The 23,762-nt window shown below is 69.3% G+C and carries 24 protein-coding genes; 14 read left to right on the top strand and 10 right to left on the bottom strand.

Going from position 1 to position 23,762, the window contains the following annotated elements; all coding sequences use genetic code 11:
• Window positions 1-6: 6 nt before the first annotated feature.
• From ssuD to QTI33_RS25240, 5 genes are all read right to left on the bottom strand, one after another.
• Entirely contained in the window at window positions 7-1,176 is a 1,170-nt protein-coding gene (gene ssuD, locus QTI33_RS25260; protein WP_286509109.1) for an FMNH2-dependent alkanesulfonate monooxygenase, read from the bottom strand.
• A 7-nt stretch (window positions 1,177-1,183) separates the two neighbouring features.
• On the bottom strand, window positions 1,184-2,134 hold the full coding sequence (locus tag QTI33_RS25255) for a sulfonate ABC transporter substrate-binding protein (RefSeq protein WP_286509108.1): 951 nt from the start codon (window positions 2,132-2,134) through the stop codon (window positions 1,184-1,186).
• 26 nt (window positions 2,135-2,160) lie between these two features.
• Window positions 2,161-2,301 (bottom strand): hypothetical protein, encoded by a 141-nt coding sequence (locus QTI33_RS25250; RefSeq protein ID WP_286509107.1) that lies wholly within the window; start codon window positions 2,299-2,301, stop codon window positions 2,161-2,163.
• 94 nt (window positions 2,302-2,395) lie between these two features.
• A complete protein-coding gene (ssuE, locus tag QTI33_RS25245) occupies window positions 2,396-2,986 on the bottom strand; it encodes an NADPH-dependent FMN reductase (RefSeq protein WP_286509106.1) in 591 nt (196 codons plus the stop codon).
• A 7-nt stretch (window positions 2,987-2,993) separates the two neighbouring features.
• The gene (locus QTI33_RS25240) at window positions 2,994-4,016 is read right to left on the bottom strand and encodes a sulfate ABC transporter substrate-binding protein (protein ID WP_286509105.1); all 1,023 of its coding nucleotides are present in this window, start codon (window positions 4,014-4,016) and stop codon (window positions 2,994-2,996) included.
• 126 nt (window positions 4,017-4,142) lie between these two features.
• Between QTI33_RS25240 and QTI33_RS25235 the strand changes: the two genes are divergently transcribed.
• The 5 genes from QTI33_RS25235 to QTI33_RS25215 all read left to right on the top strand — a co-directional run bounded on the left by QTI33_RS25235 (window position 4,143) and on the right by QTI33_RS25215 (window position 9,865).
• Window positions 4,143-4,415, top strand: a complete 273-nt coding sequence (locus tag QTI33_RS25235; protein WP_286509104.1) for an oxidative damage protection protein — start codon at window positions 4,143-4,145, stop codon at window positions 4,413-4,415.
• A 17-nt stretch (window positions 4,416-4,432) separates the two neighbouring features.
• On the top strand, window positions 4,433-6,304 hold the full coding sequence (mnmC, locus tag QTI33_RS25230) for a bifunctional tRNA (5-methylaminomethyl-2-thiouridine)(34)-methyltransferase MnmC2/FAD-dependent 5-carboxymethylaminomethyl-2-thiouridine(34) oxidoreductase MnmC1 (RefSeq protein ID WP_286509103.1): 1,872 nt from the start codon (window positions 4,433-4,435) through the stop codon (window positions 6,302-6,304).
• Window positions 6,305-6,332: 28 nt separating this feature from the next.
• Window positions 6,333-7,232 (top strand): transglutaminase family protein, encoded by a 900-nt coding sequence (locus tag QTI33_RS25225; protein ID WP_286509102.1) that lies wholly within the window; start codon window positions 6,333-6,335, stop codon window positions 7,230-7,232.
• A 161-nt stretch (window positions 7,233-7,393) separates the two neighbouring features.
• Window positions 7,394-8,407 (top strand): patatin-like phospholipase family protein, encoded by a 1,014-nt coding sequence (locus QTI33_RS25220; protein ID WP_286509101.1) that lies wholly within the window; start codon window positions 7,394-7,396, stop codon window positions 8,405-8,407.
• Window positions 8,408-8,410: 3 nt separating this feature from the next.
• A complete protein-coding gene (locus tag QTI33_RS25215; protein ID WP_286509100.1) occupies window positions 8,411-9,865 on the top strand; it encodes a GntP family permease in 1,455 nt (484 codons plus the stop codon).
• Between the two features lie 9 nt (window positions 9,866-9,874).
• Here QTI33_RS25215 and QTI33_RS25210 read toward each other — a convergent pair whose 3' ends face one another.
• Entirely contained in the window at window positions 9,875-10,138 is a 264-nt protein-coding gene (locus QTI33_RS25210; protein ID WP_286509099.1) for a hypothetical protein, read from the bottom strand.
• Window positions 10,139-10,362: 224 nt separating this feature from the next.
• On the opposite strand from QTI33_RS25210, the gene QTI33_RS25205 reads away from it, so the two are divergent.
• On the top strand, window positions 10,363-12,429 hold the full coding sequence (locus QTI33_RS25205) for a carbon starvation CstA family protein (protein WP_286509098.1): 2,067 nt from the start codon (window positions 10,363-10,365) through the stop codon (window positions 12,427-12,429).
• Window positions 12,426-12,644: a YbdD/YjiX family protein gene (locus tag QTI33_RS25200; protein WP_286509097.1), complete on the top strand. Its 219-nt coding sequence runs from the start codon at window positions 12,426-12,428 to the stop codon at window positions 12,642-12,644. The genes QTI33_RS25205 and QTI33_RS25200 overlap by 4 nt, the downstream gene beginning before the upstream one ends.
• On the opposite strand, the gene QTI33_RS25195 is transcribed toward QTI33_RS25200, so the two are convergent.
• The 4 genes from QTI33_RS25195 to QTI33_RS25180 form a co-directional block, all read right to left on the bottom strand.
• Entirely contained in the window at window positions 12,614-13,267 is a 654-nt protein-coding gene (locus tag QTI33_RS25195; protein WP_286509096.1) for an ATP-binding cassette domain-containing protein, read from the bottom strand. The genes QTI33_RS25200 and QTI33_RS25195 overlap by 31 nt on opposite strands.
• Before the next feature lie 4 nt (window positions 13,268-13,271).
• A complete protein-coding gene (locus tag QTI33_RS25190; RefSeq protein ID WP_286509095.1) occupies window positions 13,272-14,030 on the bottom strand; it encodes an ABC transporter ATP-binding protein in 759 nt (252 codons plus the stop codon).
• A 61-nt stretch (window positions 14,031-14,091) separates the two neighbouring features.
• Window positions 14,092-14,835, bottom strand: coding sequence for an ABC transporter ATP-binding protein (locus QTI33_RS25185; RefSeq protein ID WP_286509094.1), 744 nt, complete (start codon window positions 14,833-14,835; stop codon window positions 14,092-14,094).
• Window positions 14,822-15,874: a branched-chain amino acid ABC transporter permease gene (locus QTI33_RS25180; protein ID WP_286509093.1), complete on the bottom strand. Its 1,053-nt coding sequence runs from the start codon at window positions 15,872-15,874 to the stop codon at window positions 14,822-14,824. Before QTI33_RS25180 ends, QTI33_RS25185 begins: the two co-directional genes overlap by 14 nt.
• A 97-nt stretch (window positions 15,875-15,971) precedes the next feature.
• Between QTI33_RS25180 and QTI33_RS25175 the strand changes: the two genes are divergently transcribed.
• The 7 genes from QTI33_RS25175 to QTI33_RS25145 are packed head-to-tail and all read left to right on the top strand — an operon-like array spanning window position 15,972 to window position 23,568.
• Entirely contained in the window at window positions 15,972-16,835 is an 864-nt protein-coding gene (locus tag QTI33_RS25175) for a MurR/RpiR family transcriptional regulator (RefSeq protein ID WP_286509092.1), read from the top strand.
• Complete coding sequence (locus tag QTI33_RS25170; RefSeq protein WP_286509091.1) at window positions 16,832-18,769, top strand: bifunctional 5-dehydro-2-deoxygluconokinase/5-dehydro-2-deoxyphosphogluconate aldolase; 1,938 nt, start codon at window positions 16,832-16,834, stop codon at window positions 18,767-18,769. Before QTI33_RS25175 ends, QTI33_RS25170 begins: the two co-directional genes overlap by 4 nt.
• 19 nt (window positions 18,770-18,788) lie before the next feature.
• Window positions 18,789-19,694, top strand: a complete 906-nt coding sequence (locus QTI33_RS25165; protein ID WP_286509090.1) for an NAD(P)-dependent oxidoreductase — start codon at window positions 18,789-18,791, stop codon at window positions 19,692-19,694.
• A 36-nt stretch (window positions 19,695-19,730) separates the two neighbouring features.
• Window positions 19,731-21,050, top strand: coding sequence for an ABC transporter substrate-binding protein (locus tag QTI33_RS25160; protein WP_286509089.1), 1,320 nt, complete (start codon window positions 19,731-19,733; stop codon window positions 21,048-21,050).
• Between the two features lie 11 nt (window positions 21,051-21,061).
• A complete protein-coding gene (locus tag QTI33_RS25155) occupies window positions 21,062-22,000 on the top strand; it encodes a branched-chain amino acid ABC transporter permease (RefSeq protein WP_286509088.1) in 939 nt (312 codons plus the stop codon).
• Window positions 21,993-22,751: an SDR family NAD(P)-dependent oxidoreductase gene (locus QTI33_RS25150; protein ID WP_286509087.1), complete on the top strand. Its 759-nt coding sequence runs from the start codon at window positions 21,993-21,995 to the stop codon at window positions 22,749-22,751. The genes QTI33_RS25155 and QTI33_RS25150 overlap by 8 nt, the downstream gene beginning before the upstream one ends.
• A 4-nt stretch (window positions 22,752-22,755) precedes the next feature.
• On the top strand, window positions 22,756-23,568 hold the full coding sequence (locus tag QTI33_RS25145; RefSeq protein ID WP_286509086.1) for an SDR family NAD(P)-dependent oxidoreductase: 813 nt from the start codon (window positions 22,756-22,758) through the stop codon (window positions 23,566-23,568).
• The last annotated feature ends 194 nt before the right edge of the window (window positions 23,569-23,762 follow it).

The raw sequence follows: 23,762 nt of genomic DNA, 5'->3' as shown, positions 1-23,762 counted from the left end.
ATCTCCTCAGCTTTGTGCGGCGAGGCGCGAGGGCGCATCGAGATTGGCGACCACCTCGCCGAAGGGCCCGCTCAGCACCTGGCCCGGCAGGCCCGGGCGCTGCTTGCGCGGCAGCAGCGGGAACACCAGCTCGGCGAAGCGGTAGGACTCCTCCAGATGCGGATAGCCCGAGAGGATGAAGTTGTCGATGCCCAGGGCCGCGTACGCCTCGATGCGCGCGGCCACGGTCTTCGGATCGCCGACCAGCGCGGTGCCCGCGCCGCCGCGCACCAGGCCGACGCCGGCCCAGAGGTTGGGGCTGATCTCGAGATCGGCCCGGCTGCGTCGGGCGCCGCCGGCATGCAGCGCCGCCATCCGGCGCTGGCCTTCGGAATCCATCCGCGCAAAGGCGGCCTGGGCCCGGGCGACGGTCTCGTCGTCGACCCGGCTGATCAGCGATTCGGCGGCGCGCCAAGCTTCGTCCTCGGTCTCGCGCACGATGACGTGCAGGCGGATGCCGAACTTGACCGCCCTGCCCTTGCTTTCGGCGCGCTGGCGCACGTCGGCGATCTTCTTCGCGACTTCGGCCGGCGGCTCGCCCCAGGTGAGATAGGCATCGACCTGCTCGGCCGCGAGCTCGTGCGCCGGCGCCGACGAGCCGCCGAACCACACCGGCGGATACGGCTTCTGGAACGGCGGGAAGAGCAGCTTCGCGCCCTTCACGCTCAGGTGCTTGCCGTCGAAGTCGAAGCCCTGGTTGTCGTGGCTGCGGGCGATGATCTCGCGCCAGATGCGGATGAACTCGGCCGACTGCTCGTAGCGCTCGGCATGGCCCAGGGACACGCCGTCGCCTTCGAGTTCGGCCTGGTCGCCGCCGGTGACGAGGTTCACCAGCAGCCGCCCGCCCGAGAGCCGGTCGAAGGTCGCCGCCATCCGCGCCGCCAGGCTGGGCTGGTGCAGCCCGGGCCGCACCGCGACCAGGAACTTGAGCCGCCGGGTGGCGCCGATCAGGCTGGACGCGATCACCCACGGGTCCTCGCACGAGCGCCCGGTGGGAATCAGCACGCCTTCGTAGCCGAGCGAATCGGCCGCCCCGGCGATCTGCTGCAGGTAGGCCAGGTCGACCGGGCGCGCACCCTCGGTGGTGCCGAGGTAGCGGCTGTCGCCGTGGGTGGGAAGGAACCAGAAAATTTGCATGGTCACCTCAGACGGCGGCTTCCAGCAGGTTGATCTTCTTGGGAATGAGGCCGAGCGCGAGGAAGGTGTCGGCGATCTGCTGCTGCTCGCCGAGGATCGCCTTGGTGATCGGCCCGGTGCCGAACGGGGTGCGCGACACCGACAGGTCGACCACCGGTTGCGGCAGGCCCCAGAGCGCCGCGAGTTCGGCCGCGAAGGCGCCCTTGTTGGCCTGCGCCCACTGGTCGACCTTGTCGAGTTCCTCGATCAGGATCTTGATCACGTCGGCGTTCTTGCCCGCATAGTCGAGCGACGAGAAATAGAAGGCCCGGTTGCCGACCACGCCGGTGGCGTCGGCGAGCAGGCGGGCGTCGAGCGACTTCTGCGCGGCCGCCAGGAACGGGTCCCAGATCACCCAGGCGTCGATCGACCCCTTCTCGAAGGCGGCGCGGGCGTCGGCCGGCGGCAGGAAGACGACGCTGACGTCGCCATAGGCCAGGCCGTTCTTCTCGAGCAGCTTGACCAGGAAGTAGTGGACGTTGCTGCCCTTGTTGAGTGCCACCTTCTTGCCCTTGAGATCCTTCACCGACTGGATCGCCGAGCCCTTGGGCACGATCACCGCCTCGGACTGCGGCCGCGGCTGCGTGGCGGCCACATAGGCGAGCGGCGCGCCGGCGGCCTGGGCGAAGATCGGCGGCGCTTCGCCGACGTCGCCGAAGTCGATCGAGCCGACGTTGAGCGCCTCCAGTTGCACCGGGCCGGCGGTGAACTCGGTCCACTTGACCGCAACGCCGAGCGGCGCGAGCCGCTTCTCCAGCGTGCCGCGGCCCTTGAGCAGGCTCAGGTTGCCCTTCTGGTTGCCGATGCGCAGCGTGCGAGCGGGGGCCTGTGCCAAGGCGCCGAGCGCGGGCAGCGCGACGGCGGCGGCGGCGCCCTGGATCAGCCGGCGGCGGGTGGACGAATGAGAATGCGAGGTCATGGAAGTGCTTTCGAGGGGTCGGGTTGTCACAGAGAGACCGAAGTGGCCGCGAGGAAGCTCGTGACCAGCGCGATCGCGGCCACCACCACCACGCTGATCGCCAGGTCGGCGATCCGCGTGCGGGTGCTGCGCCGGGGTTGGAACTGGTCGGTCGGAACGGGCGGCATGGACGTCTTTCAGGCAAAGGCGCTCCCTCGCCGCAGTGCGGCGATGAACGCGAATCAAGAGAATGGTCGGAGTGAGCGGGCGCCGGACGCGCCGTCAGACGCTACATCGCACCTGCGAAAACGCGACGGGCTCGAAGCCCCAGCGCGCTGGCGACTGCAGCTTGAGCCCTTCGCTGGCCAGCGTGTCGACGGCTTCGTCGAGCCGCTGCGCGAGCTCGGCCTGCAGCTGGTAGGCGCCCTCGGGCTGCAGCGTGACCTGGCCGTCGGTGGCATAGACGCCCGGCAGGATCTGCCGCGCCGCCAGCGACTGCAGCACCGGGCGCAGCGCGTAGTCGAGCGCCAGCATGTGGTGCGGGCTGCCGCCGGTGGCCAGCGGCAGCACCGTCTTGCCCTTCAGCGCCGTCTGCGGCAGCAGGTCCAGGAAGACCTTCAGCACGCCGCTGTAGGCGGCCTTGTAGACCGGCGTGGCGATCACCACCACGTCGGCCCGGCGCAACTGCTCGACCGCGTGCTGCACCGACGGATGCGAGGCCTCGCCGAGCAGCAGCGCGTGGGCCGCCAGCTCGCGGATCGCCAGCCGCTCGACGGCCACGCCGCGCTCGGCCAGCCGGGCCGCGACCGTATCGAGCAGCACCGCCGAGCGCGACGGCGCAGAGGGACTGCCGGCAATCAGGAGCACGGTCATGGCGAAATCACTTGCTCAGGTAGATCTGGTCGAACGAGCCGCCGTCGGCGAAGTGGGCCTTGTCGGCCTTGGTCCAGCCGCCGAAGGCCTCGTCGATCGTGAACAGCGTGAGCTTCGGGAACTGCGATGCGTACTTGGCCTTGGCCTTGTCCGAGGTCGGGCGGTAGTAGTTGCGGCCCGCCACGTCCTGGCCTTCGTCCGAGTACAGGTACTTCAGGTATTCCTCGGCCACGGCGCGGGTGCCCTTCTTGTCGACCACCTTGTCGACCACCGCGACGGTGGGCTCGGCCAGGATGCTGATCGACGGCACCACGATGTCGAACTTGTCCGGACCGAATTCCTTCAGCGCCAGGAAGGCTTCGTTCTCCCAGGCCAGCAGCACGTCGCCGACGCCGCGCTGGACGAAGGTGATGGTCGAGCCGCGGGCGCCGGTGTCGAGCACCGGCACGTTCTTGAACAGCTTGCCGACGAATTCCTTGGCCTTGTCGTCGCCGCCGTACTTGCGCTTGGCGAACTCCCAGGCCGCCAGGTAGTTCCAGCGCGCGCCGCCCGAGGTCTTCGGGTTCGGCGTGATCACCTGCACGCCGGGCTTGACCAGGTCGTCCCAGTCCTTCAGGCCCTTCGGATTGCCCTTCTTGACGAGAAAGACAATGGTCGAGGTGTAGGGTGCCGAGTTGTGCGGCAGGCGTTTCTGCCAGTCGGGCTTGACCAGGCCGCCGTGGGTGACGAGCGCGTCGGTGTCACCGGCCAGGGCCAGGGTGGCGACGTCGGCGTCGATGCCGTCGATGATCGAGCGGGCCTGCTTGCCCGAGCCGCCGTGCGACTGCTTGATCGTCACGTCCTGGCCGGTCTTGGCCTTCCAGTACTTGGCGAAGACCTGGTTGTAGTCCACGTACAGCTCCCGTGTCGGGTCGTACGAGACATTGAGCAGGGTCACGCTCTGCGCGAACGACGGCATCGCCGTCAGGGCGAAGCTGGCGGCGGCGGCAGCGCCCAGGGAAAGCTTGATAAAGTCGCGGCGAAGGCTCATGGTCTTGTGCTCGTAGTGGGCATAAAGCTGAAGCCACGTATTCTGATTACGGCATATGGAATAGAGAACGACTGAGTTCTCAGTTCTAAATAGCTAAAACAACTAAGACACCCCAGAGGAAACCACATGGCTCGCATGGTTCAGTGCATCAAGCTCGGCAAAGAAGCCGAAGGACTCGATTTCCCGCCCTATCCCGGCGAACTGGGCAAGCGTCTGTGGGAGAACGTCAGCAAGGAAGCCTGGGCCGCCTGGCTCAAGCAGCAGACCATGCTGGTCAACGAGAACCGGCTCAACCTGGCCGATGCGCGGGCCCGGCAGTACCTGGCCCGCCAGATGGAAAAGCACTTCTTCGGCGACGGCGCCGACGTGGCACAGGGCTACGTGCCGCCACCGGCCTGAGCGGAGGGCGCCGCGCCTTGGCCGAGCCCGTCGACTGGCGCGCGGACGGCATTCCGCGCAGCGCGCGCTTCGACGACATCTACCACTCCGAAAGCGGTGCGCCCGCCCAGGCCAGGCATGTGTTCCTCGGCGGCTGCGGGCTGCCCGCCGCCTGGGCCGATGCGCCGCAATGGCGGATTCTCGAAACCGGCTTTGGTTTCGGCCTCAATTTCCTGACAACCTGGCAGGCTTGGCGGCGCGATCCGCAGCGGTCGCGGCTGCTGCATTTCGTGTCGATCGAGGCGTTTCCCGTCGCGTGCGACGACCTGCTGCGGGCGGCCCAGGCTTATCCCGACCTGCTGCCGCTGGCGCAACGGCTCGCCACCCAATGGCACGGCCTGCTGCCTGGCTTCCACCGGCTCTGGTTCGATGAAGGCCAGGTGCTGCTCACGCTGTGCATCGGCGACGTGCAGCCGATGCTGCGCGCCCAGCGCTTCGAGGCCGACAGCATCTTCCTCGACGGCTTCAGCCCGCAGCGCAACCCCGCGATGTGGTCGGCCGACACGATCAAGGCGGTCTCGCGCTTCGCCCGCCGCGGCACCCGGGTCGCGACCTGGACCATCGCGCGGGCGGTCTGCGATGCGCTGGCCCAGTGCGGCTTCCAGCTGACCAAGGCCCCCGGCATGCCGCCCAAGCGCGACTGCCTGCAGGGCGTGTTCAAACCGGCCTGGGAAGTGCGCCGGCGCGGCCCTGAGGCGGTGCCGCTCGCGCCCGGGCGCTGTGCCGTGGTCGGCGCCGGCCTGGCCGGCGCCGCCGTCGCGGCCAGCCTCGCGCGCCGCGGCTGGCAGGTCGAGGTACTCGAAGCGGCCGAGCGGCCGGCTTCGGGGGCTTCCAGCCTGCCGGCCGGGCTGCTGGCGCCGCATGTGTCTCCCGACGACGCCCTGCTCTCGCGCCTGACCCGCGCCGGGATCCGCGCCACCTGGCAGCAGCTCGAGCCATGGCTGGCCGAGGGCCAGGACTGGCGCGCCAGCGGCGTGCTCGAACGGCGAGCCGACGGCGACGATCGGCTGCCGGCCGGCTGGTCGGCCGCGGGGCCCAACGAAAGCTGGCGCGCCGATCCGGCCCGGCTGCTGGCCGCGGGCCTGCCGGCCGACGCGGCCGCCCTCTGGCACGCGCGCGCCGGCTGGGTGCGGCCGGCGCGGCTGGTCGAGGCCTGGCTGGCGCGGCCCGGCATCACGCTGCGGACGGGCTGCCGCGTGGCGCGGATCGAACCGAGCGGCAGCGACGCGCCGCGCTGGGTGCTGCGCGACGCCGAAGGCCGGCCGCTGGCCGAGGCCGACCGGGTGGTCGTCGCCGCCGGTTTCGAAAGCCGCGCGCTGGCGCCCGCCTATCCCCTGCAGCCCGTGCGCGGCCAGGTCGAATCGGGCCTCATGGCGGACGGCCTGGGCCTGCCCGAAGCGCCCGTGAACGGCGACGGCCACCTGATCGCCGGCGTGCCCGGCCCGGGCGGCCCGGGCTGGTTCGCCGGCGCCACCTTCGACCGCGACAGCACCGATGCCACGCCCCGCGGCGCCGACACCGCGTTCAACCGCGAGCGGCTGGCACGGCTGCTGCCCGCCGCCGCGGCGCGGCTCGACGCGCAGTTCGCGACCGGCACCACCCGGACCTGGAGCGGCGTGCGCTGCGCCTCGGCGGACCGCCGGCCGCTGGTCGGCCCGCTGGCGCCGGGGCCGGGCGGCGGCGTTTGGCTCTGCACCGCGCTCGGCTCACGCGGCCTCAGCTTCGCCGCCCTGTGCGCCGAGCTGCTGGCCGCCCAGTGGCACGGCGAGCCCCTGCCGCTGCCGGCCAGGCTCGCGGCCGCCCTGGGCACGCCGCGCGCCTGGCACGAGAGCGATCGGCCAGCGTTCTAGGCGCGCGCCCGCGGGTCCACAATGGCCCATGGCCATCCGCTACGACATCACCCACACCACCGTCTACCGCTACAAGACGCCCGTCACTTTCGGACTGCACCGCGTGATGTTCAGGCCGCGCGACAGCCACGACCTGCGGGTGCTGGCGACCGACCTGGTGGTCAGTCCCGAGGCCTATGTGCGGATGATCCACGACCCGCACTCCAATTCGGTGGCGCTGGTGCAGCCGATGGGCGAGGCGTGCGAGCTGCGCATCGTCTGCTCGTTCACCATCGAGCACCTGCCGACGCCGATCGACGAACTGGCGCTGGACCCGGCCGCCGAGGTGCTGCCCTTCGCCTATTCGCTGGAGGAGCGGCTCGACCTCGAGCACTACCTGCGGCCGCACCACGCCGATCCCGACGGCACGCTGATCCGCTGGGCCCACCAGTTCCTGCACACCGACCAGCCGAACAACACGCGCGACGTGCTGGCCCGCATGAACGCGCACATCGGCCAGAGCCTGCGCTATGCCGCCCGCGACGAGGAAGGCACGCAGACGCCGCTGGAGACGCTCACGCTCGGCAGCGGCAGCTGCCGCGACTACGCGCTCTTGATGATGGAAGCCGCGCGCCGCCTCGGCATCGCCACCCGCTTCGTCTCCGGCTATCTCTACGATGCGGCGCTCGACACCGGCGAGCCCGCCGAGCCCGCCCAGGCCGTCACCGGCGCCGGCAGCACCCATGCCTGGCTGCACGCCTACCTGCCGGGCGCCGGCTGGATCGCCTTCGATCCCACCAACAACCTCATGGGCGGCGCCCAGCTGATCCGGGTCGGCGTGGCACGCGACCCGGCGCTGGCGGCGCCGATCTCGGGCAGTTGGTACGGCGAGCCCGAGGCCTACGAGGGGCTGGAAGCGACCGTGAGGGTGCGGCGCGTCGCGGGCTGAGCGCCAAAAACCGTCCGACCGCAAGCCCGACGAAGACCTTGCCGCGACGACGCGCCCGCACTTAAAGTGGCTTCCAGCGCCTTTTCCTGGGCGCGGTTCTTGCTGATGACACCGTTCCGACATGCGCTGCCGGGACACTGTCGTCACTCCGGAGGTTCTGATTGAAGACTTTTCCCATTGACCTGGCCTTGCAGGGCGGCGGCTCGCACGGCGCCTTCACCTGGGGCGTGCTCGACCGCCTGCTCGAAGAACCCTGGCTGCGACTGGACGGCATCTCGGGCACTTCGGCCGGCGCCATGAACGCGGCAGCCCTGGCCTCGGGCCACGCGATCGGCGGCGCCGAAGGGGCGCGCGAGTCACTCGACAAGTTCTGGCGCGGCGTCTCCGATGCCGCCAAGTACAGCCCGTTCAAGCGCAGCTGGATGGACATGCTCAGCGGCACCTGGACCCTCGACAACTCGCCGGCCTTCGTCGCCGCCGACCTGGCCACCCGCCTCTGGTCGCCCTACGACCTCAACCCGCGCGGCATGAACCCGCTGCGCGGCATCCTGTCGGAGCTGATCGACTTCGAGCGCCTGGCAGCCTCGCCGATCAAGCTCTTCGTCACCGCCACCAACGTGCGCACCGGCCGCGGCCGGGTGTTCCGCAACGCCGAACTGACGCCCGACGTGCTGCTGGCCTCGGCCTGCCTGCCGACCATGTTCCATGCGGTCGAGATCGACGGCGATCCGTACTGGGATGGCGGCTACGCCGGCAACCCGACGATGACGCCGCTGATCCGCGAATGCCAGTCGAGCGACACCCTGCTGATCCAGATCAACCCGGTCGAGCGCGCGGGCGTCCCGCGCAGCGCCAGCGAGATCAACAACCGCCTCAACGAGCTGTCCTTCAACTCGCCGCTGCTGAAGGAGCTGCGCATGATCGCGCTGCTGCACCAGGTGGCCGATCCCGGCCACGGGGAAGGCGCCGCCTGGGCCCGGATGCGCATCCACCGCATCGCCACCGACGCCATGCTGGCGCTCGGCGCCTCCTCCAAGATGATCTCGGAGTGGCCCTTCCTGTGCCAGCTGCGCGACGAAGGCCGGCGCTCGGCGCAAGCCTTCCTCGACGCCCACAAGGGCGACATCGGCAAGCGCTCGACGCTCGACCTCGACGCCCTGCTCGAAGGGGTCTGAGCCATGGGACTCGCAGGCATCTTCCTCGGCCTCGGGCTGCTGATCTGGCTCTCCTACCGGGGCTGGAGCGTGCTGGTGCTGGCGCCGGCGGCGGCGCTGATCGCCGCGCTGTTCGCCGGCGAGCCGCTGCTCGCCCACTGGACCCAGACCTTCATGGGCTCGGCGGCCGGCTTCCTGGCCAGCTTCTTCCCGCTGTTCCTGCTCGGCGCGGTGTTCGGCAAGCTGATGGACGACAGCGGCTCGGTCCAGACCATCGCCCGCTTCATGACCGAGAAGCTCGGGCCGCAGCGCGCGATGCTCGCGGTGGTGCTGGCCGGCGCCCTGGTCACCTACGGCGGCGTCAGCCTGTTCGTCGCCTTCTTCGTGCTGGCGCCGATGGCCCAGGCCCTGTTCCGGGCCGCCAACATCCCGGCCCGGCTGATGCCGGCGGCGATCGCGCTCGGCACCTCGACCTTCACGATGTCGGCGCTGCCCGGCACGCCCGCGATCCAGAACGCGATCCCGATGCCCTTCTTCGGCACCACGGCCTTCGCCGCGCCCGGCCTGGGCGTGATCGCCTCGGCGATCATGCTGGGCTTCGGGATGTGGTGGCTGCGGCGCGCCGAGGCCAAGGCCCGCGCGGCCGGCGAGACCTTCGGCACCCCCGATTCGGACGCCCACGTCGATGCCGCCGAAGACCCGGTGGTGCGCGAGCGCGCCACCACCGCCGGCAGCTTCGACCCGGCCGAAGTCCAGCACGGCGAGCAGGGCAGCGGCCAGCCCGGCATCGTGGCGGCCCTGGCGCCGCTGGTGGTGGTGGTGGTCGTCAACCTGCTGATGGCGCTGGTGGTGCTGCCGCGCCTGGACACGTCCTACCTGGCCGAGGCCCGCTTCGGCGGCATCGGCCTGGCCAACGTCGGCGGTGTCTGGGCGGTGCTGGTGGCGCTGGCCGCCGCCATGGTGGTGCTGGTCGCGCTGAACTGGAAGCGCCTGCCCTCGCTGCGCGCCACGGTCGACGCCGGCGCCAATGCCTCGGTGCTGCCGGTGGTCTGCGTCGCCAGCCTGGTCGGCTTCGGCGCCGTGGTGGCCGCCATGCCGGCCTTCGAACTGGTGCGCGAGTGGGTGCTGGGCATCGGCGGCGGGCCGCTGGTCTCGCTGGCGCTGTCGACCAACATCCTGGCCGCCCTCACCGGCTCGGCCTCGGGCGGCCTGACGATCGCCCTCGACGCGCTGGGCGGCACCTTCATGCAGCTGGCCGCCACCACCGGCCTCGATCCGGCGCTGATGCACCGGGTGGCGGTGATCGGCGCCGGCACCCTCGACAGCCTGCCGCACAACGGCGCGGTGGTCACGCTGCTGGCGGTCTGCGGCACCAAGCACGGCGAGAGCTATTTCGACATCGTCATGGTGGGCATCGTGGGCGCGCTGATCGCGCTCATCGCCGTCATCGTGCTCGGCTCGACGGTCGGCTCCTTCTGAGCCGCCCTGTCAGCCCACCCGCAGCCGCAAGGCGGCCGGGTGGTGCTCCGGCGGCGCCGCCAGCCGGCGCGCATAGGCCGTCTCGGCCTCCTCCAGCGCTTCGCACAGGCGCTCCAGCGCCCGGATGTCCCCCAGGCCCGGCGGCGTGCCGCTGCCGCACATGAAGTCGCCGAGCGACTCGATCATCTCTTCGCGCGCGGCGGCCACGGCCAGCCGGCAGCGCACCATCTCGCCCCTCAGCTTCGCCAGCTGTCCTCTTTTCGAGCGATGCACGGCATCTCCCCGGTTGTTGTTTGTACTACTTAGCTATTAACCGACATTAGGGCCTGGCCGCGTCCCGGTCCATATGGCTTAGGCGCTATCCGGTCCGGGCAGGCGCAATCCGATTCAATCTGCGCCTTGCGCCGGCGCCGCCGCGGCAGCAAGATGGCGGCCGCCGAAGGAGACATGCCGACGGTCATGTCCGAACCGGCGCCCTTGCCAACAGGAGCCGCGCCATGAACAAGCTGACCTCCCTGCTGCTGTGGCCGGCGATCGCCATCCTCGGCGCCTTCTCGTTCGCCGCGCTGGCATTGGGCCGCGGCGAGAGCGTCAATGCGGTCTGGCTGGTGACCGCGGCGCTGTGCGTCTACTTCATCGCCTACCGCTTCTACAGCAAGTTCATCGCCGACAAGGTGCTGCGGCTCGACGACACCCGCGTCACGCCGGCGCTGCGCCACAACGACGGCATGGACTACGTGCCGACCAACAAGTGGGTGCTCTACGGCCATCACTTCGCGGCCATCGCGGGCGCCGGGCCGCTGGTCGGGCCGGTGCTGGCGGCGCAGATGGGCTACCTGCCCGGCACGCTGTGGATCCTCTCGGGCGTGGTGCTGGCCGGCGCGGTGCAGGACTTCATCGTGCTCTTCGCCTCGGTGCGGCGCGACGGCAAGTCGCTCGGCGAGATGATCAAGATGGAGCTCGGGCCGGTGCCCGGCACGCTGGCGCTGGTCGGCGTGCTGGCGATCATGATCATCATCCTGGCGGTGCTGGCGCTGATCGTCGTGAAGGCGCTCACCGGCAGCCCCTGGGGCCTGTTCACGATCTTCGCCACCATCCCGATCGCGCTGCTGATGGGCATCTACATGCGCATCATCCGGCCCGGCCGCGTCGGCGAGGCCTCGGTCTTCGGCGTGGTGCTGCTGCTGGCGTCGATCTTCCTCGGCCGCGCGGTGGCCGAGAGCGCGACCTGGGCGCCGTGGTTCACCCTCACCGGGCCGCAGCTGGCCTGGGCGCTGATCGTCTACGGCGCCATCGCGGCCAGCCTGCCGGTCTGGCTGATGCTGGCGCCGCGCGACTACCTCAGCACCTTCCTCAAGATCGGCACCATCGTGGCGCTGGCGCTGGGCATCTACTACGTCGCGCCGCTGCTGGCGATGCCGGCCACCACCCGCTTCATCGACGGCAGCGGGCCGGTGTTCTCGGGCAAGCTGTTCCCCTTCCTGTTCATCACCATCGCCTGCGGCTCGGTGTCGGGCTTCCATGCCCTGATCTCCTCGGGCACGACGCCGAAGATGGTCGAGAAGGAGTCGCACATGCGCTTCATCGGCTTCGGCGGCATGCTGGCCGAATCCTTCGTGGCGGTGATGGCGCTCACGGCCGCCAGCGTGCTCGACCCCGGCATCTACTTTGCGATGAATGCGCCGGCGGCGGTGATCGGCACCACCGCGGCCCATGCGGCCGAGGTGATCTCGGGCTGGGGCTTCACGATCACGCCGGAGCTCATCAACCAGACCGCGATCGACATCGGCGAGACCAGCATCCTGTCGCGCGCCGGCGGCGCGCCGACCCTGGCGGTCGGCATGGCGCAGATCCTCGGCCAGGCCTTCGGTGGCAAGTCGATGGAGGCCTTCTGGTACCACTTCGCGATCCTGTTCGAGGCCCTCTTCATCCTGACCGCGGTCGACGCCGGCACGCGCGTGGGCCGCTTCATGATCCAGGACATGCTGGGCCACCTCTACAAGCCGCTCGGCGACACCGAGTTCCTGCCCGCCAACATCGTCGCCACCCTGCTGTGCGTCGGGCTCTGGGGCTACTTCCTGTACCAGGGGGTGGTCGATCCGCTCGGCGGCATCAATACGCTGTGGCAGCTGTTCGGCGTCGGCAACCAGATGCTGGCCGGCATCGCCCTGCTGCTGTGCACCAGCGTGCTGGTCAAGATGAAGCGCGAGCGCTACGTCTGGGTCACCTTGGTGCCGACGGCCTGGCTGCTCGTCACGACGCTGACGGCCGGCGTGCAGAAGATCTTCCACCCCGACCCGGCCATCGGCTTCCTGGCGCTGGCGCGCAAGTTCGGCGACGCCGCCGCCCAGGGCACGCTGATCGCACCGGCCAAGTCGATCGCCGAGATGCAGCGGGTGGCCTTCAACAACACGCTCGACGCCGTGGTCTGCGGCTTCTTCGTGCTGCTGGTGGTCGCGATGTGCGTGTTCGCGGCCAAGATCTGCCTGCAGGCGCTGAAGCAAGCCAGGCCGACTGCCCAGGAGATCCCGCCCATGAGCGGCCCGCAGGGAGCCATGCCGTGAACGTCGCCATCGACCTGGACGCCGAGCGCTCGCTGGGGCAGCGCTTTCGCAGCCTCTGCTCGGCCTGCCGGCAAGTCTTCGGCATGCCCGACTACGAGCGCTACCTCGCGCATGCCCAGGCGCAGCACCCCGGGGCGCCGGTGCTCTCGCGCAACGACTACTGCGCCAAGGTGATCGAGCGCCGCTACGGCCAGGGCGTCGGGCGCTGCTGCTGAGCCTGCGCGGGACCGGCGAGTGCGCCCAGGTAGGCGCACACCCGTTCGTCAGCCATCAGCGAATCGAAGTCCGCCATCTGCGTGACCGTGCCCTTCTGCACGAAGATGAATCGCTCGCAACTCTGGCGCAGGATGTCGACGTGGTACGGCTCGTTCGGGTGCAGGCACAGGAACACCAGCCGCCCGCGCGCCTTGAGCGTGCGGAAGAAATCGAGCATGAAGCCGATGTAGCCGTCCTGGGTGTTGAACTGCGGCTCGTCGAACAGATGCACCAGCGGCGAATCGCAGCGCGCAGGGTCGAGCATGAAGTTCGGCCGGCTGCGCTGGAACGACCGCAGCTGGTACGACTGGTGGTAGTGGATCGCCAGCCGGTCGCGCTCCCGGGTGCGCACGCGATGGATGTCCTGGCCGTTGACCAGCACGCGCCCGGCACTCGGCAGGTTGCTGCCGGTCATGAGTTCGAACAGCGTGGTCTTGCCGGATCCGTTGGGGCCCAGCACGCCGACCACGGCCGGCCGCGCGACCTCGAAATCGGCGGCGAGGCTGAAAGTGAGCTTCGGCCGCAGCAGCCCGCGGGCGTATTGCTTGGCGATCTTGTCGACCTTGAGCAGCGGTGCATTCATGCCGTCATACCCCCAGCAGCCGAAGACGCAGCGCGGCGTCGCTGCGCAAGGCCGCGGCCGGGCCCTCGTGCACGATCGCGCCCTGGTTCATCACATACACGCGGTCGGCCACTTCGAGCGCGCTCTGGACGTTCTGCTCGACCACCAGCACCGAGACGCCCTCGGCTTTCAGCCGGGTGATGGTCTTCATCACGTCCTGCACCACCTTCGGCGCCAGGCCCTGGCTCGGCTCGTCGAACAGCACCAGCCCGGGCGAGCCGAGCAGCGCGCGCGAGATCGCGACCATCTGCATCTCGCCGCCGGACAGGTTCTCGCATTCACGATGCATCAGGTACTCGAGCGCGCTGAAAATCTCGAAGCACTCCTTCTCGGTCCAGCCGCGGAAGCGCGATTTCTTGCGTGCGATCGCGAGGTTGCGCGCCACGGTCAGGGTCGGGAAGATGCGCCGGTCGTCCGGCACCCAGCCGACACCGGCCCGCGCGATGTCGTGGGTCGACGCCCGCGTCACGTCGCGGGCATCGAAGCGGATGGTGCCTGTGCGCGCCGGCGTCAGGCCGAGGATCGAACGCAGCGTGGTGGTCTTGCCGGCGCCGTTCGGGCCCAGCAGCGCGACCACTTCGCCCGCGTCCACGCGCAGCGAGACACCGAACAGGGCCTGGGTCTCGCCGTAGAAGGTGTCGATGCCCTCGATGGCGAGCAATGGCGGCGGCGCGCGATCGGGGGTCGCAGGCGCTTCGCGCAGATCGAATGCCACTGCGTTCACAAGGCAACCTCCGTGCTTTGCACAGCGGTGCGAGCCCCCTTCGGAGCGGCCGGGCGGGGGCTCATGCGAGCACCCCCAGATTGGAACGCGCGACCCATTCGTTGCGCCGGAGTTCGTCCGGCGTGCCCTCTGCGATCACCTGGCCCCAGTGGATCACCGAGATCCGGTCGGCCAGGCCGAACAGGAACTTCATGTCGTGCTCGATCACCATGATCGTCAGCTGCCGGCGCAGTTGCAGGACCAGTTCGGTCAGCCTGGCCGTGCCTTCGGCGCCGAGGCCGGCCGTCGGCTCGTCGAGGAACAGCATCCGCGGCTCGGCGGCCAGCGCAACGCCGATCTCCAGGGCGCGCCGTTCGCCGTACGAGAGGCTGCGCGCCGGCGAAAGCGCCTTGCCGGCCAGGCCGACGCGCGCCAGCACCGCCGCGGCCAGATCCTGCGCCGTGCTGTCGGCGCCCAGGTCGCGCCAGGGATTGAAGCCCTGGCGGCGCACGTGCGGCGTGGCGATCAAGACGTTGTCGAGTGCCGAGTAGTCGTCGAAGAGATTCATGATCTGGAAGGAGCGCGAGATGCCGTGGCGCGCGATCTCCCGCGGCGCCAGGCCGGTGATGTCCTGGCCAGCGAAGCGCACGCTGCCGCGGTCGGGCCGATAGCGACCGGTGAGCACGTTGAAGCAGGTGGTCTTGCCGGCCCCGTTCGGGCCCATGATGCCGACCAGTTCGCCTTCGTCGCAGGCCAGCGTGATGTCTTCGAGCACCACCTGGTCGCCGAAGCGCTTCGACAGGCCCTGGGCTTCAAACAGCTTCATCGGCGCCTCCCCGGGCCGCTGCGGCCAGCATCGCGGTGGACACGGTGCCGGCGGCGCCCGGCGGCCTTCGGCGCCACCTCGCCATCCAGCCCTGCCAGATGCCGGCGATGCCGTCGGGCTTGAAGATCACCAGCGCCATGAAAAGCAGCCCATACCAGAGCAGCCAGGTCTCGGTGTAGACGCCCAGCAGGTCGCGCGCCAGGATGAAGAAGGTGGCGCCGATCACCGGGCCCCAGAAGCTGACGAGCCCGCCCCCGATCAGCACCATCATCACGACGAAGCCCGAGTTGTGCAGGCTCATCACGTTCGGATAGGCCGACTGCTGCGCCATCGCGAACAGGGCGCCGGCCAGGCCCGCGACGCCGGCCGACAGCGTGAAGGCCAGCCACTTGTAGAGCCAGACGTTGTAGCCGACGAAAGCGGCCCGGGTCTCGTTCTGCTTGATGGCACTCAGCACCCTCCCCAGCGGCGAATGCACCAGCCGCCAGAGTCCGACCAGCACCAGCGCGAACGCAGCCAGGCCGAAATAGAACAGCGCGTCGTTGCTCGCGAGGCTGAACGAGACGAAGCCGAAATCGGCCGGCAGCCGCTTGATGTTGAGCAGGCCGTCCTCGCCGCCGGTCACCGAGTGCCATTTGTTGGCGATGAACCAGAAGACCTGGCCGAAGGCGATGGTCAGCAGCGCGTAGTAGATGCCGCGCTTGTGCGAGATGAACAGCGCCACCAGGGCCCCGAGCGCGGTCGCCACCAGCACCGCGCCGACGAGGTCGAACCAGAGGTTCGGCCAGACCCGGAGCTGCAGCAGGCCGAAGGCGTAGGCCCCGATGCCGAAGTAGGCGCCATGCCCGAACGAAGGCAAGCCCGTGAAACCGAGCAGCAGGTTGAAGCCCAGCGCGAACATCATCCAGATCATGATTTCGAGCGCCAGGTACTGGTAGAGCCCGACCTGCGCGACCCACAGCGGCGTCGACAGCAGCAGTGCCAGCGTGAGGACCAGGGGCGCGGGGAACAGGGCGGCGCGGCCGGCGGCGAGGTGCATCAAGTTCCGTCTCCGATTTTTTCAAGGACCGTTGGACAAAACAGAATGTACGTTCTATTATTTAAACATTCAAGAACATTCATTCTATTTTCAGCACATGGACCCGATCGCGAACTACGAGCAGCTCAAGACCCGGATTGCCGACGCTTACCCCGGCATGTCGAAGCAGCTGCAGCGCATCGCCCGCTATGCACTGGAGCGCCCGGACGACCTCGCGCTGGGCACGGTGGCGGCCATCGCCGAGAACACCGAGGTCCAGCCCTCCGCCATGATCCGCTTCGCCAACGCGGTCGGCTATGGCGGTTTCTCCGAGATGCAGCAGGTATTTCGCGGCCACCTGGTGGAGCGCTCGGCGAGCTACCGCGAGCGCATCGTCGAGATGCGGCGCCAGCAGGACCACGATGCGCAGGCACCGGCCGGCGTGCTGCACCAGCTGGCGAGCGACTCGATCGCCGAGTTGGGCCAGCTCGAGGACATGGTCCGCGAGGCCGACCTGAGGGCGGCCGTCAAGCTGATCGCCAACGCGCCCCACATCCACGTGCTGGCGCAGCGCCGGGCGTTCCCGGTGGCGGGCTACCTGGCCTATGCGCTGAGCCAGCTCGAGCTGCGCACCCACCTGCTCGACGGCGCCGGCGGCATGCTGCGCGAGAGCCTTCGTTCGGTGGCGCCGGGCGATGTGCTGCTGGTCGCGAGCTTTCGCAACTACTCGCCCGACGTGCTCGAAGCGGCCCGCCTGCTGCGCGCGCAAGGCACTTCGGTGGTCGCCATCACCGATGGACCGCTGTCGCCGCTCAAGGCCTCGGCCACCGTCTGCTTCGAGCTGGCCGACGACTCGTCCAAACCCTTCCGTTCGCTGGTGGCGCCGCTTTGCCTGGCGCAGGCGCTGGTGGTCAGCACCGGCCACCTGCTGGCGGAACAGGCCGCGTCCAGGCCAGCCGCTTCGAGAAGGAAGAAGACATGACGCGTGCTTTCGATGTGATCTGCATGGGCCGCGCCGCGGTCGATCTCTACGGCGAGCAGGTCGGCGGCCGGCTCGAGGACATGCTGAGCTTCACCAAGTACCTGGGCGGCTCGCCCGCCAACACCGCGGTCGGTGTGGCGCGCCTTGGCCTGCGGCCCGCGATGCTGACGCGTGTCGGCGACGAGCACAACGGCCGCTTCGTGCGCCAGACGCTGGCCGCCGAAGGCGTCGACGTCAGCCATGTCAAGACCGACCCCCGGCGCCTGACGGCCCTGGTGTTCCTCGGCATCCAGGACCGCGAGACCTTCCCGCTGATCTTCTACCGCGACAACTGCGCCGACATGGCGATCGACGAGGCCGACATCACGAGAGAACAGATGGCTTCGGCCACCGCGCTGCTGCTGTCCGGCACCCATCTGTCGCAGCCACAGACCTATCGCGCCTGCATGCGCGCCGTCGAGCTGGCCAGGGAGAGCGGCACCCGCGTGGTGCTCGACATCGACTATCGGCCCGTGCTCTGGGGCCTGACCAGCCCGGGCATGGGCGAGCAGCGCTTCGTGCCCTCGCATCAGGTCAGCGCCCATCTGCAGACGGTGGTGCCTTCATGCGACCTGGTGGTCGGCACCGAGGAAGAGATCCACATCGCGGGCGGCAGCTCCGACACCCTCGCCGCGCTGCGCCGGCTGCGCGAACTGACCGACGGCACGCTGGTCGTGAAGCGCGGGCCGATGGGCTGCGTGGTGTTCGACGGTCCGATTCCGGAGCGGCTCGACGACGGCCTGCGTGGCCCCGGCTTTCCGGTCGACGTCTACAACGTGCTGGGCGCCGGCGATGCCTTCATGGCGGGCTTCCTGCGCGGCTGGCTCAAGGACGAGCCGCTCGATCGTTGCTGCACCTATGCCAACGCCTGCGGAGCCCTGGTGGTCTCCCGCCACGGCTGTGCGCCGGCGATGGCCAGCTGGCAGGAGCTGCAGCAGTTCCTGGCGGTGGGCTCGCACACCCGGCGCCTGCGCGAGGACGTGGCGCTCGAGCATCTGCACCGCGTGACCACGCGCACGCGGCAATGGGACGAGCTGGTCATCCTGGCGTTCGACCACCGCGTGCAGTTCGACGAACTGGCGGCGCGGCACGGTGCCGGCGCATCGCGCATCGAGGACTTCAAGCGCCTGGTGGCCGAGGCCGCGCGGCGCGTGGCGCACCAGGAAGCCGAGCCCGGCTCCCGGCTCGAGGCCGGCATGATCCTCGACAGCCGCTTCGGCGCCGACATCCTGCCGTCGCTCACCGGCAAGGGTTGGTGGGTGGCGCGCCCGGTGGAGCTGCCCGGATCGCGACCGCTGCGCTTCGAGCCCGAGCTTCCCCTGATGCAGGAGCTGCGCAGCTGGCCCGGCGAGCACGTGGCCAAATGCCTGGTCGCCTACCACCCGGACGACCCGCAGCCGCTGCGCGACGAGCAATTGCGCCATCTCGACGAGCTGCAACGCGCGAGCGTCGCCACCTTCCACGAATTCCTGGTCGAAATCGTTCCGCCGCGTGAACTGCCGGCCGACGACAGCACCCTGCCGCGCGCGCTGCAGCAGATCTACGAGGCCGGCATCCGCCCGGACTGGTGGAAGCTGCCGCCCGCCGGCTCGGCCGCGGCCTGGCAGCGCATCGCCGAGGTGGTCCGCGTCCACGATCCGCACTGCCGCGGCGTGCTGCTGCTGGGCCTGGAGGCCAGCGAGGACGCCTTGCGCAGCGGCTTCGAGGCTGCGGCCACGCATCCGATCTGCCGCGGCTTCGCGGTCGGCCGCTCGATCTTCGCCGAGGCGGCGGCCGGCTGGTTCGCCGGCCGGCTCGGCGATGCCGAGGCCATCGACGACATCGCGCAACGCTATGCGCGGCTCATCCGGCTCTGGCGCGAAGCGCGCGCCGGCCACGCCACCAGCCTGGTTTGAACTCTCGAAGGACTCTCACATGACGACCAAGAAAATCGGCTTCATCGGCATCGGCATGATGGGCCACGGCATGGTCAGGAACCTGCTCGCCAAGGGCTTCCCGGTCAAGCTCAAGGTGCACCGCAACCGGGCCAACCTCGCCGACCTGCTCGCCGCCGGCGCGACCGAGGCCGACACCCACGCGGCGACGGCGCAGGATGTCGACATCGTCTTCCTCTGCGTCACCGGCTCCCCGCAGGTGGAGGCGATCGTCTACGGCGCCGACGGCCTGCTCGGCGCCGCGCGCGCCGGGCTCATCGTGGTCGACTGCTCGACCGCCGAGCCCTCGTCGAGCACCAGGATCCGCGCCGACTTCGCGGCCCGGGGCGTCAGCTTCATCGACGCGCCGCTGGCCCGCACGCCGAAAGAGGCCGAGGAAGGCCGGCTCAACACCATGGTCGGCGCCGATCCGGAAGATTTCCGCACCATCGAACCGGTGCTCCAGGCCTTCTGCGAGAACATCTTCCATGTCGGCCCGCCGGGCCACGGCCACGTGCTCAAGCTGGTCAACAACATGATGGCGATGAGCTTCGCCAGTTGCATCGCCGAGGCCTTCGCGGTCGCGGCCAAGTCGGGGCTGGACCTCAAGCGTCTCTACGACGTCGTCTCGGTGGGCGGCGTCAACTGCGGCATCTTCCAGATGATGACGGCCAAGACGCTGACCGAAGGCACGGTCGACGGCTTCAAGTTCGGCATCGCCAACGCACAGAAAGACCTGCGCTACTACACCCACCTGGCCGAGAGCCTGCCGGTCGCGAGCTTCATGGGCGAGGCGGCGCACCAGAGCCTGGTCCAGGCCGTGAACCTGGGCTTCGGCGACAAGCTGATCGCGTCGCTGTTCGAGGCCCAGGAAAAGATCAACGACGTGAAGATCGTTCCGCGCTAGCCCCGCCCCTCATCAAACCCGCAGGAGACAAGCACCATGAAGAAGACAGACAGCACCTCCGATTCACGCCGCGCGCTCCTCAAGGGTGGCGGCCTCGCGCTCGCCGGCGCCGGCCTCTACGGCGTGGCCCCGTTCATGGGCCCCTGGAAACACAACCGGGCCTGGGCCCAGTCGGCGCAGAAGAAGCCGCTGGTGATCGGACTCACGATGGACGCCTCGGGCATGTACGCGGCCTCGGGCGGCGAGGAGCGCCTGGGCGCGATGATGGCCATCAAGGAATTCAACGACAAGGGCGGCGTGCTGGGCCGCCGCATCGAGGCCATCCACATCGACACCGAGACCACGCCGGCCACCGGCTCGCGCGTGGCCGAACGGATGATCACCCGCAACGAGGCCTCGTTCCTGATCGGCGCCGTGCATTCGGGGGTGTCGAACGCGATCTCGCAGGTGGCGCAGAAGTACGGCACGGTCTTCCTCAACACCAACTCGAGCTCGCCGACCGAAGCCGGCAAGGACTGCCACCGGACCAAGTTCGTCTGGGACGGCAACGGCACCAACTTCTCGAACGCGATCGTCAAGAACGCGATCGCCACCAGCGGCCGCAACTGGGTGCTGCTGACCAACGACTACGTCTGGGGCCACAACACCGCCAAGTCCACGCGGGCGATCGTCGAGGCCAACGGCGGCAAGATCGTCGACGAGTTGCTGGTGCCGCAGAACACGCGCGATTTCTCGGCCTACCTGCTGAAGCTCCAGCAGCTCAAGCCCAACGTGGTCGCCACCGCGGTGGGCGGCGACGACATCAAGGCGCTGCGCCAGCAGGTGGTGCAGCTCAAGCTCAACGAGTCGATGGCCTGGATCAACAACCAGCAGGACTGGCCCGACGTCTACGGGCTCGGCCCGGAGGCGATCTTCGGCGTCTTCGGCACCACCTGGTACTACCGGCTCGACCTGCCCGGCGTGAAGGAGTTCGTCGCCGCCTACCAGAAGCAATATCCGGGGATGGCGATCCGGGTGCCGGGCAACGTCTATCACAACACCTACATGGCGACGCGCGAACTGCTGCGCTGCTGCGAGGAGGCCGGCACGGTGCAGAACATCGCGGTCATCAAGAAGCTCGAAGGCCGCAAGATGACGGCGCTCGACCGCCTGCAGCACTACGACGCCTGGATGGACGCCGACACCCACCAGTGCCAGCAGACCATCTACATGGCGCGCTACAACGACAAGCCGGCCGAGAAGGACGACATCTTCAAGATCCTGACGCAGGCCAACCCGAAGGACGTGGTGGACAAGGACGCGGCGGCCGCCTGCAAGCTCGAAAGCTACGACGCCACGCCCAGCTACGACGTCTGACACGGCGAGGCATGCACGCGATGGATTTCCTGTTCCAGCTCCTGCCCCACCTGGTCAACGGCGTCACGCTGGGGCTGCTGTTCGCGCTGATCGCGCTCGGCTTCATGCTGATCGTCGGCGTGATGGAGACCATCAACCTCGCGCACGGTTCGCTGTTCGCGCTCGGCATGTACGTCGCGTTGTTCATCGTCGCGCCCAGGCTCGGGCTGTTCCCCGAGACGCAGGCGGCCTACATGGCGCTGCCGATCGCGCTGCGCTACCTGTTCGCGCTGGTGCTGGCGCCGGTCTTCGTCGGCCTCTTCGGCATGCTGCTGGAGCTGTGCATGCGGCGCACCTACGGCCGCGACCCGCTCTACGGCCTGCTGCTGACCTTCGGCGCCGCGCTGGTCATCGAAGAAGGCATCCGCCTCGTGTGGGGCTCTTCCGAGAAGCAGCTGCAACTGCCGCAGTCGATCTCGGGTGCACTGCTGGTGGGCGACCTGATCTATTCGCGCTACCGCTTCTTCGCCAGCGCCTTCGCGGTGCTGATGATCTTCCTGCTGTGGCTCTTTCTGCAGAAGACCCCCTACGGCGCGATCATCAAGGCCGGCGCGCACGACAGCGAGATGGTGCGCGCACTGGGCATCAACCTGAAGCGGCTGCGGCTCTTCGTCTTCGGGCTCGGTGTTGCGCTGGCAGCCATCGCGGGTGTCGTGATGGCGCCGATCTGGGGCATCCGGCCGCACGTCGGGGTCGACGCGGTGGTGCCGGCCTTCCTGATCATCGTGCTCGGCGGCGTCGGCTCGCTCTGGGGCGCGGTGATCGCCGGGCTGATGGTCGGCATGGTGGTCGGCCTCACGGGCTCCTACGCCTCGGAGTGGTCGCTGATGTCGATGTACCTGCTGTTCATCGCGGTCGTCACCTTCCGCTCGCGCGGACTGTTCGGAAAGAAGAGCGTGCTCGATGTCTGAGACCCTGATCAAGCCCTTGCAGGGCAAGGTGGCGCTGGTCACCGGCGCGGCCGGCACCATGGGCCTGGCCGCCACCCGCGCGCTGCTCGAGGACGGCTGCACGGTGGCGCTGGTGGACACCCACCACGAGCGCACGCTGGCCATCGCCGAAAGCCTGGGCAGCGACGCCCTGCCCTTCTGCTTCGACATCAGCGACCCGGATGCCGTGCGCGAAGGATGCGCGCGCATCGCGGCATCGGTCGGAGCGGTCGACATCCTGGTCAACAACGCCGGCATCCTGTCGAACAACAAGGTCGAGGCCACCGACGCCGGCGAATGGCGGCGCGTGCTGGCGGTCAACCTCGATGGCGCCTTCTACCTGTCGCAGCAGGTGGTTCCTGCCATGAAGGCCCGGCGCTCGGGCCGCATCATCAACACCTGCTCGCTGGCGGCCAAGACCGGCGGGCTGACCGCGGGCACCGCCTACTCCGTGTCCAAGGGCGCATTGACCTCGCTGACCTTCTCTCTGGCACGCGAGCTGGCCGCCTTCGGCGTCACGGCCAACGGCATCTCGCCGGCCTACGTGAAGACGCCGATGATCACCGAGCAGCTGAGCGAGGCGCAGCGCCAGGCCCTGCTGCGGGACATTCCGGTCGGACGCTTCTGCGAGCCCGAGGAATTCGCGCACGTGGTGCGCTTCCTGGCTTCGCCGCTGGCCGGCTTCATCACCGGCGAGGTCATCGACCTCAACGGCGGACTGCTGATGGATTGAACCGATGGACGCACCGACGCCCCGCATCGACTTCGCGCGCGCCCTCGCCGGCCAGTTCAGCCTCGCAGGCAAGGTCGCCTTCATCCCCGGCGGGTACGGCGGCATCGGCGAGGCGATCGCCTGGGCGATGGCGCTGGCCGGCGCCAGGGTCGCCGTCGCAGGGCGCGACGGCGACAAGGCCGACGCGCTCGCGGCCTCGCTGCGCGCGGCGGGCCACGAGGCGATCGGCCTGGCGATGGACGCCCATTCCGTGGCCGACGTGCAAGGGTCGGTCGAGCGTGCGGCGGCGCACTTCGGGCGCTTGGACATCCTCATGAACTGCATCGGCATCCAGCGCGAGCAGGATCTGCTGGAAGTCACGGAAGAGGCCTTCGACGAAGTGACCCAGGTCAACCTGAAGGCCGCCATGTTCCTGGCCCAGGCGGCCGCCAGGCACCAGGTCGCGGGCGGCCGGGGCGGCGCCCAGGTCCACCTGCTGTCGGTGCGCTCGCGCTTCGGCCTGCGCGGACGCGGCTACTCGGCGTATGCGAGCACCAAGGGCGCCCTGGTGATGCTGATCCGCCAGCACGCGGCCGAGCTGGCGCCGCACGGCATCACGGTCAACGGCATCGCGCCGACCGTGGTGCGCACCGACATGGCGCGCCATTGGCTCGACAACCCGGCGACGCAAGAGCAACTGCTGGCACGCATTCCGCTTGGCCGGGTTGCCGAGCCGGTCGACATCGCCGGCCCGGCGGTCTTTTTCTGCGCGCCGGCGGCGTCCTTCGTCACCGGCCAGGTGCTGTACCTCGACGGCGGGATCACGGCGACCCAATAGCCGCCGGGCCGATGCCCTGCAGGCGGCCGCTGCCTTTCCTAGAATCGGGCGGTTCCCGCCGTTTCCGCCTTATCCGGAAAAGCCCTCCGATCGCCCGCAAACCCGCATGGCGACTGGCGAATAAGCTTATCCGCATAAGGCGCGAACCAAAAAATAGTTTGTTTCCATAAGGCTGGCTTTTACATTCCACGCTC

The sequence above is a fragment of the Variovorax davisae genome (assembly GCF_030316845.1).
GTDB classification, from domain to species: Bacteria; Pseudomonadota; Gammaproteobacteria; order Burkholderiales; family Burkholderiaceae_C; genus Variovorax; species Variovorax davisae.
Note: the sequence above shows the minus strand (reverse complement) of the source record. Positions and strands in the feature narration are given on the sequence as shown.

What these genes read in the sequence shown, in the direction of transcription:
- QTI33_RS25215 (WP_286509100.1), top strand. Translation starts at nt 8,411, where the DNA reads ATGGGACTCGCAGGCATCTTCCTCGGCCTCGGGCTGCTGATCTGGCTC.
- QTI33_RS25165 (WP_286509090.1), top strand. Translation starts at nt 18,789, where the DNA reads ATGACGACCAAGAAAATCGGCTTCATCGGCATCGGCATGATGGGCCAC.
- QTI33_RS25175 (WP_286509092.1), top strand. Translation starts at nt 15,972, where the DNA reads ATGGACCCGATCGCGAACTACGAGCAGCTCAAGACCCGGATTGCCGAC.
- QTI33_RS25160 (WP_286509089.1), top strand. Translation starts at nt 19,731, where the DNA reads ATGAAGAAGACAGACAGCACCTCCGATTCACGCCGCGCGCTCCTCAAG.
- ssuE (WP_286509106.1), bottom strand. Translation starts at nt 2,986, where the DNA reads ATGACCGTGCTCCTGATTGCCGGCAGTCCCTCTGCGCCGTCGCGCTCG.
- QTI33_RS25155 (WP_286509088.1), top strand. Translation starts at nt 21,062, where the DNA reads ATGCACGCGATGGATTTCCTGTTCCAGCTCCTGCCCCACCTGGTCAAC.
- QTI33_RS25240 (WP_286509105.1), bottom strand. Translation starts at nt 4,016, where the DNA reads ATGAGCCTTCGCCGCGACTTTATCAAGCTTTCCCTGGGCGCTGCCGCC.
- QTI33_RS25150 (WP_286509087.1), top strand. Translation starts at nt 21,993, where the DNA reads ATGTCTGAGACCCTGATCAAGCCCTTGCAGGGCAAGGTGGCGCTGGTC.
- QTI33_RS25180 (WP_286509093.1), bottom strand. Translation starts at nt 15,874, where the DNA reads ATGCACCTCGCCGCCGGCCGCGCCGCCCTGTTCCCCGCGCCCCTGGTC.
- QTI33_RS25225 (WP_286509102.1), top strand. Translation starts at nt 6,333, where the DNA reads ATGGCCATCCGCTACGACATCACCCACACCACCGTCTACCGCTACAAG.
- QTI33_RS25205 (WP_286509098.1), top strand. Translation starts at nt 10,363, where the DNA reads ATGAACAAGCTGACCTCCCTGCTGCTGTGGCCGGCGATCGCCATCCTC.
- QTI33_RS25185 (WP_286509094.1), bottom strand. Translation starts at nt 14,835, where the DNA reads ATGAAGCTGTTTGAAGCCCAGGGCCTGTCGAAGCGCTTCGGCGACCAG.
- QTI33_RS25145 (WP_286509086.1), top strand. Translation starts at nt 22,756, where the DNA reads ATGGACGCACCGACGCCCCGCATCGACTTCGCGCGCGCCCTCGCCGGC.
- QTI33_RS25170 (WP_286509091.1), top strand. Translation starts at nt 16,832, where the DNA reads ATGACGCGTGCTTTCGATGTGATCTGCATGGGCCGCGCCGCGGTCGAT.
- ssuD (WP_286509109.1), bottom strand. Translation starts at nt 1,176, where the DNA reads ATGCAAATTTTCTGGTTCCTTCCCACCCACGGCGACAGCCGCTACCTC.
- QTI33_RS25195 (WP_286509096.1), bottom strand. Translation starts at nt 13,267, where the DNA reads ATGAATGCACCGCTGCTCAAGGTCGACAAGATCGCCAAGCAATACGCC.
- QTI33_RS25255 (WP_286509108.1), bottom strand. Translation starts at nt 2,134, where the DNA reads ATGACCTCGCATTCTCATTCGTCCACCCGCCGCCGGCTGATCCAGGGC.
- QTI33_RS25250 (WP_286509107.1), bottom strand. Translation starts at nt 2,301, where the DNA reads ATGCCGCCCGTTCCGACCGACCAGTTCCAACCCCGGCGCAGCACCCGC.
- QTI33_RS25235 (WP_286509104.1), top strand. Translation starts at nt 4,143, where the DNA reads ATGGCTCGCATGGTTCAGTGCATCAAGCTCGGCAAAGAAGCCGAAGGA.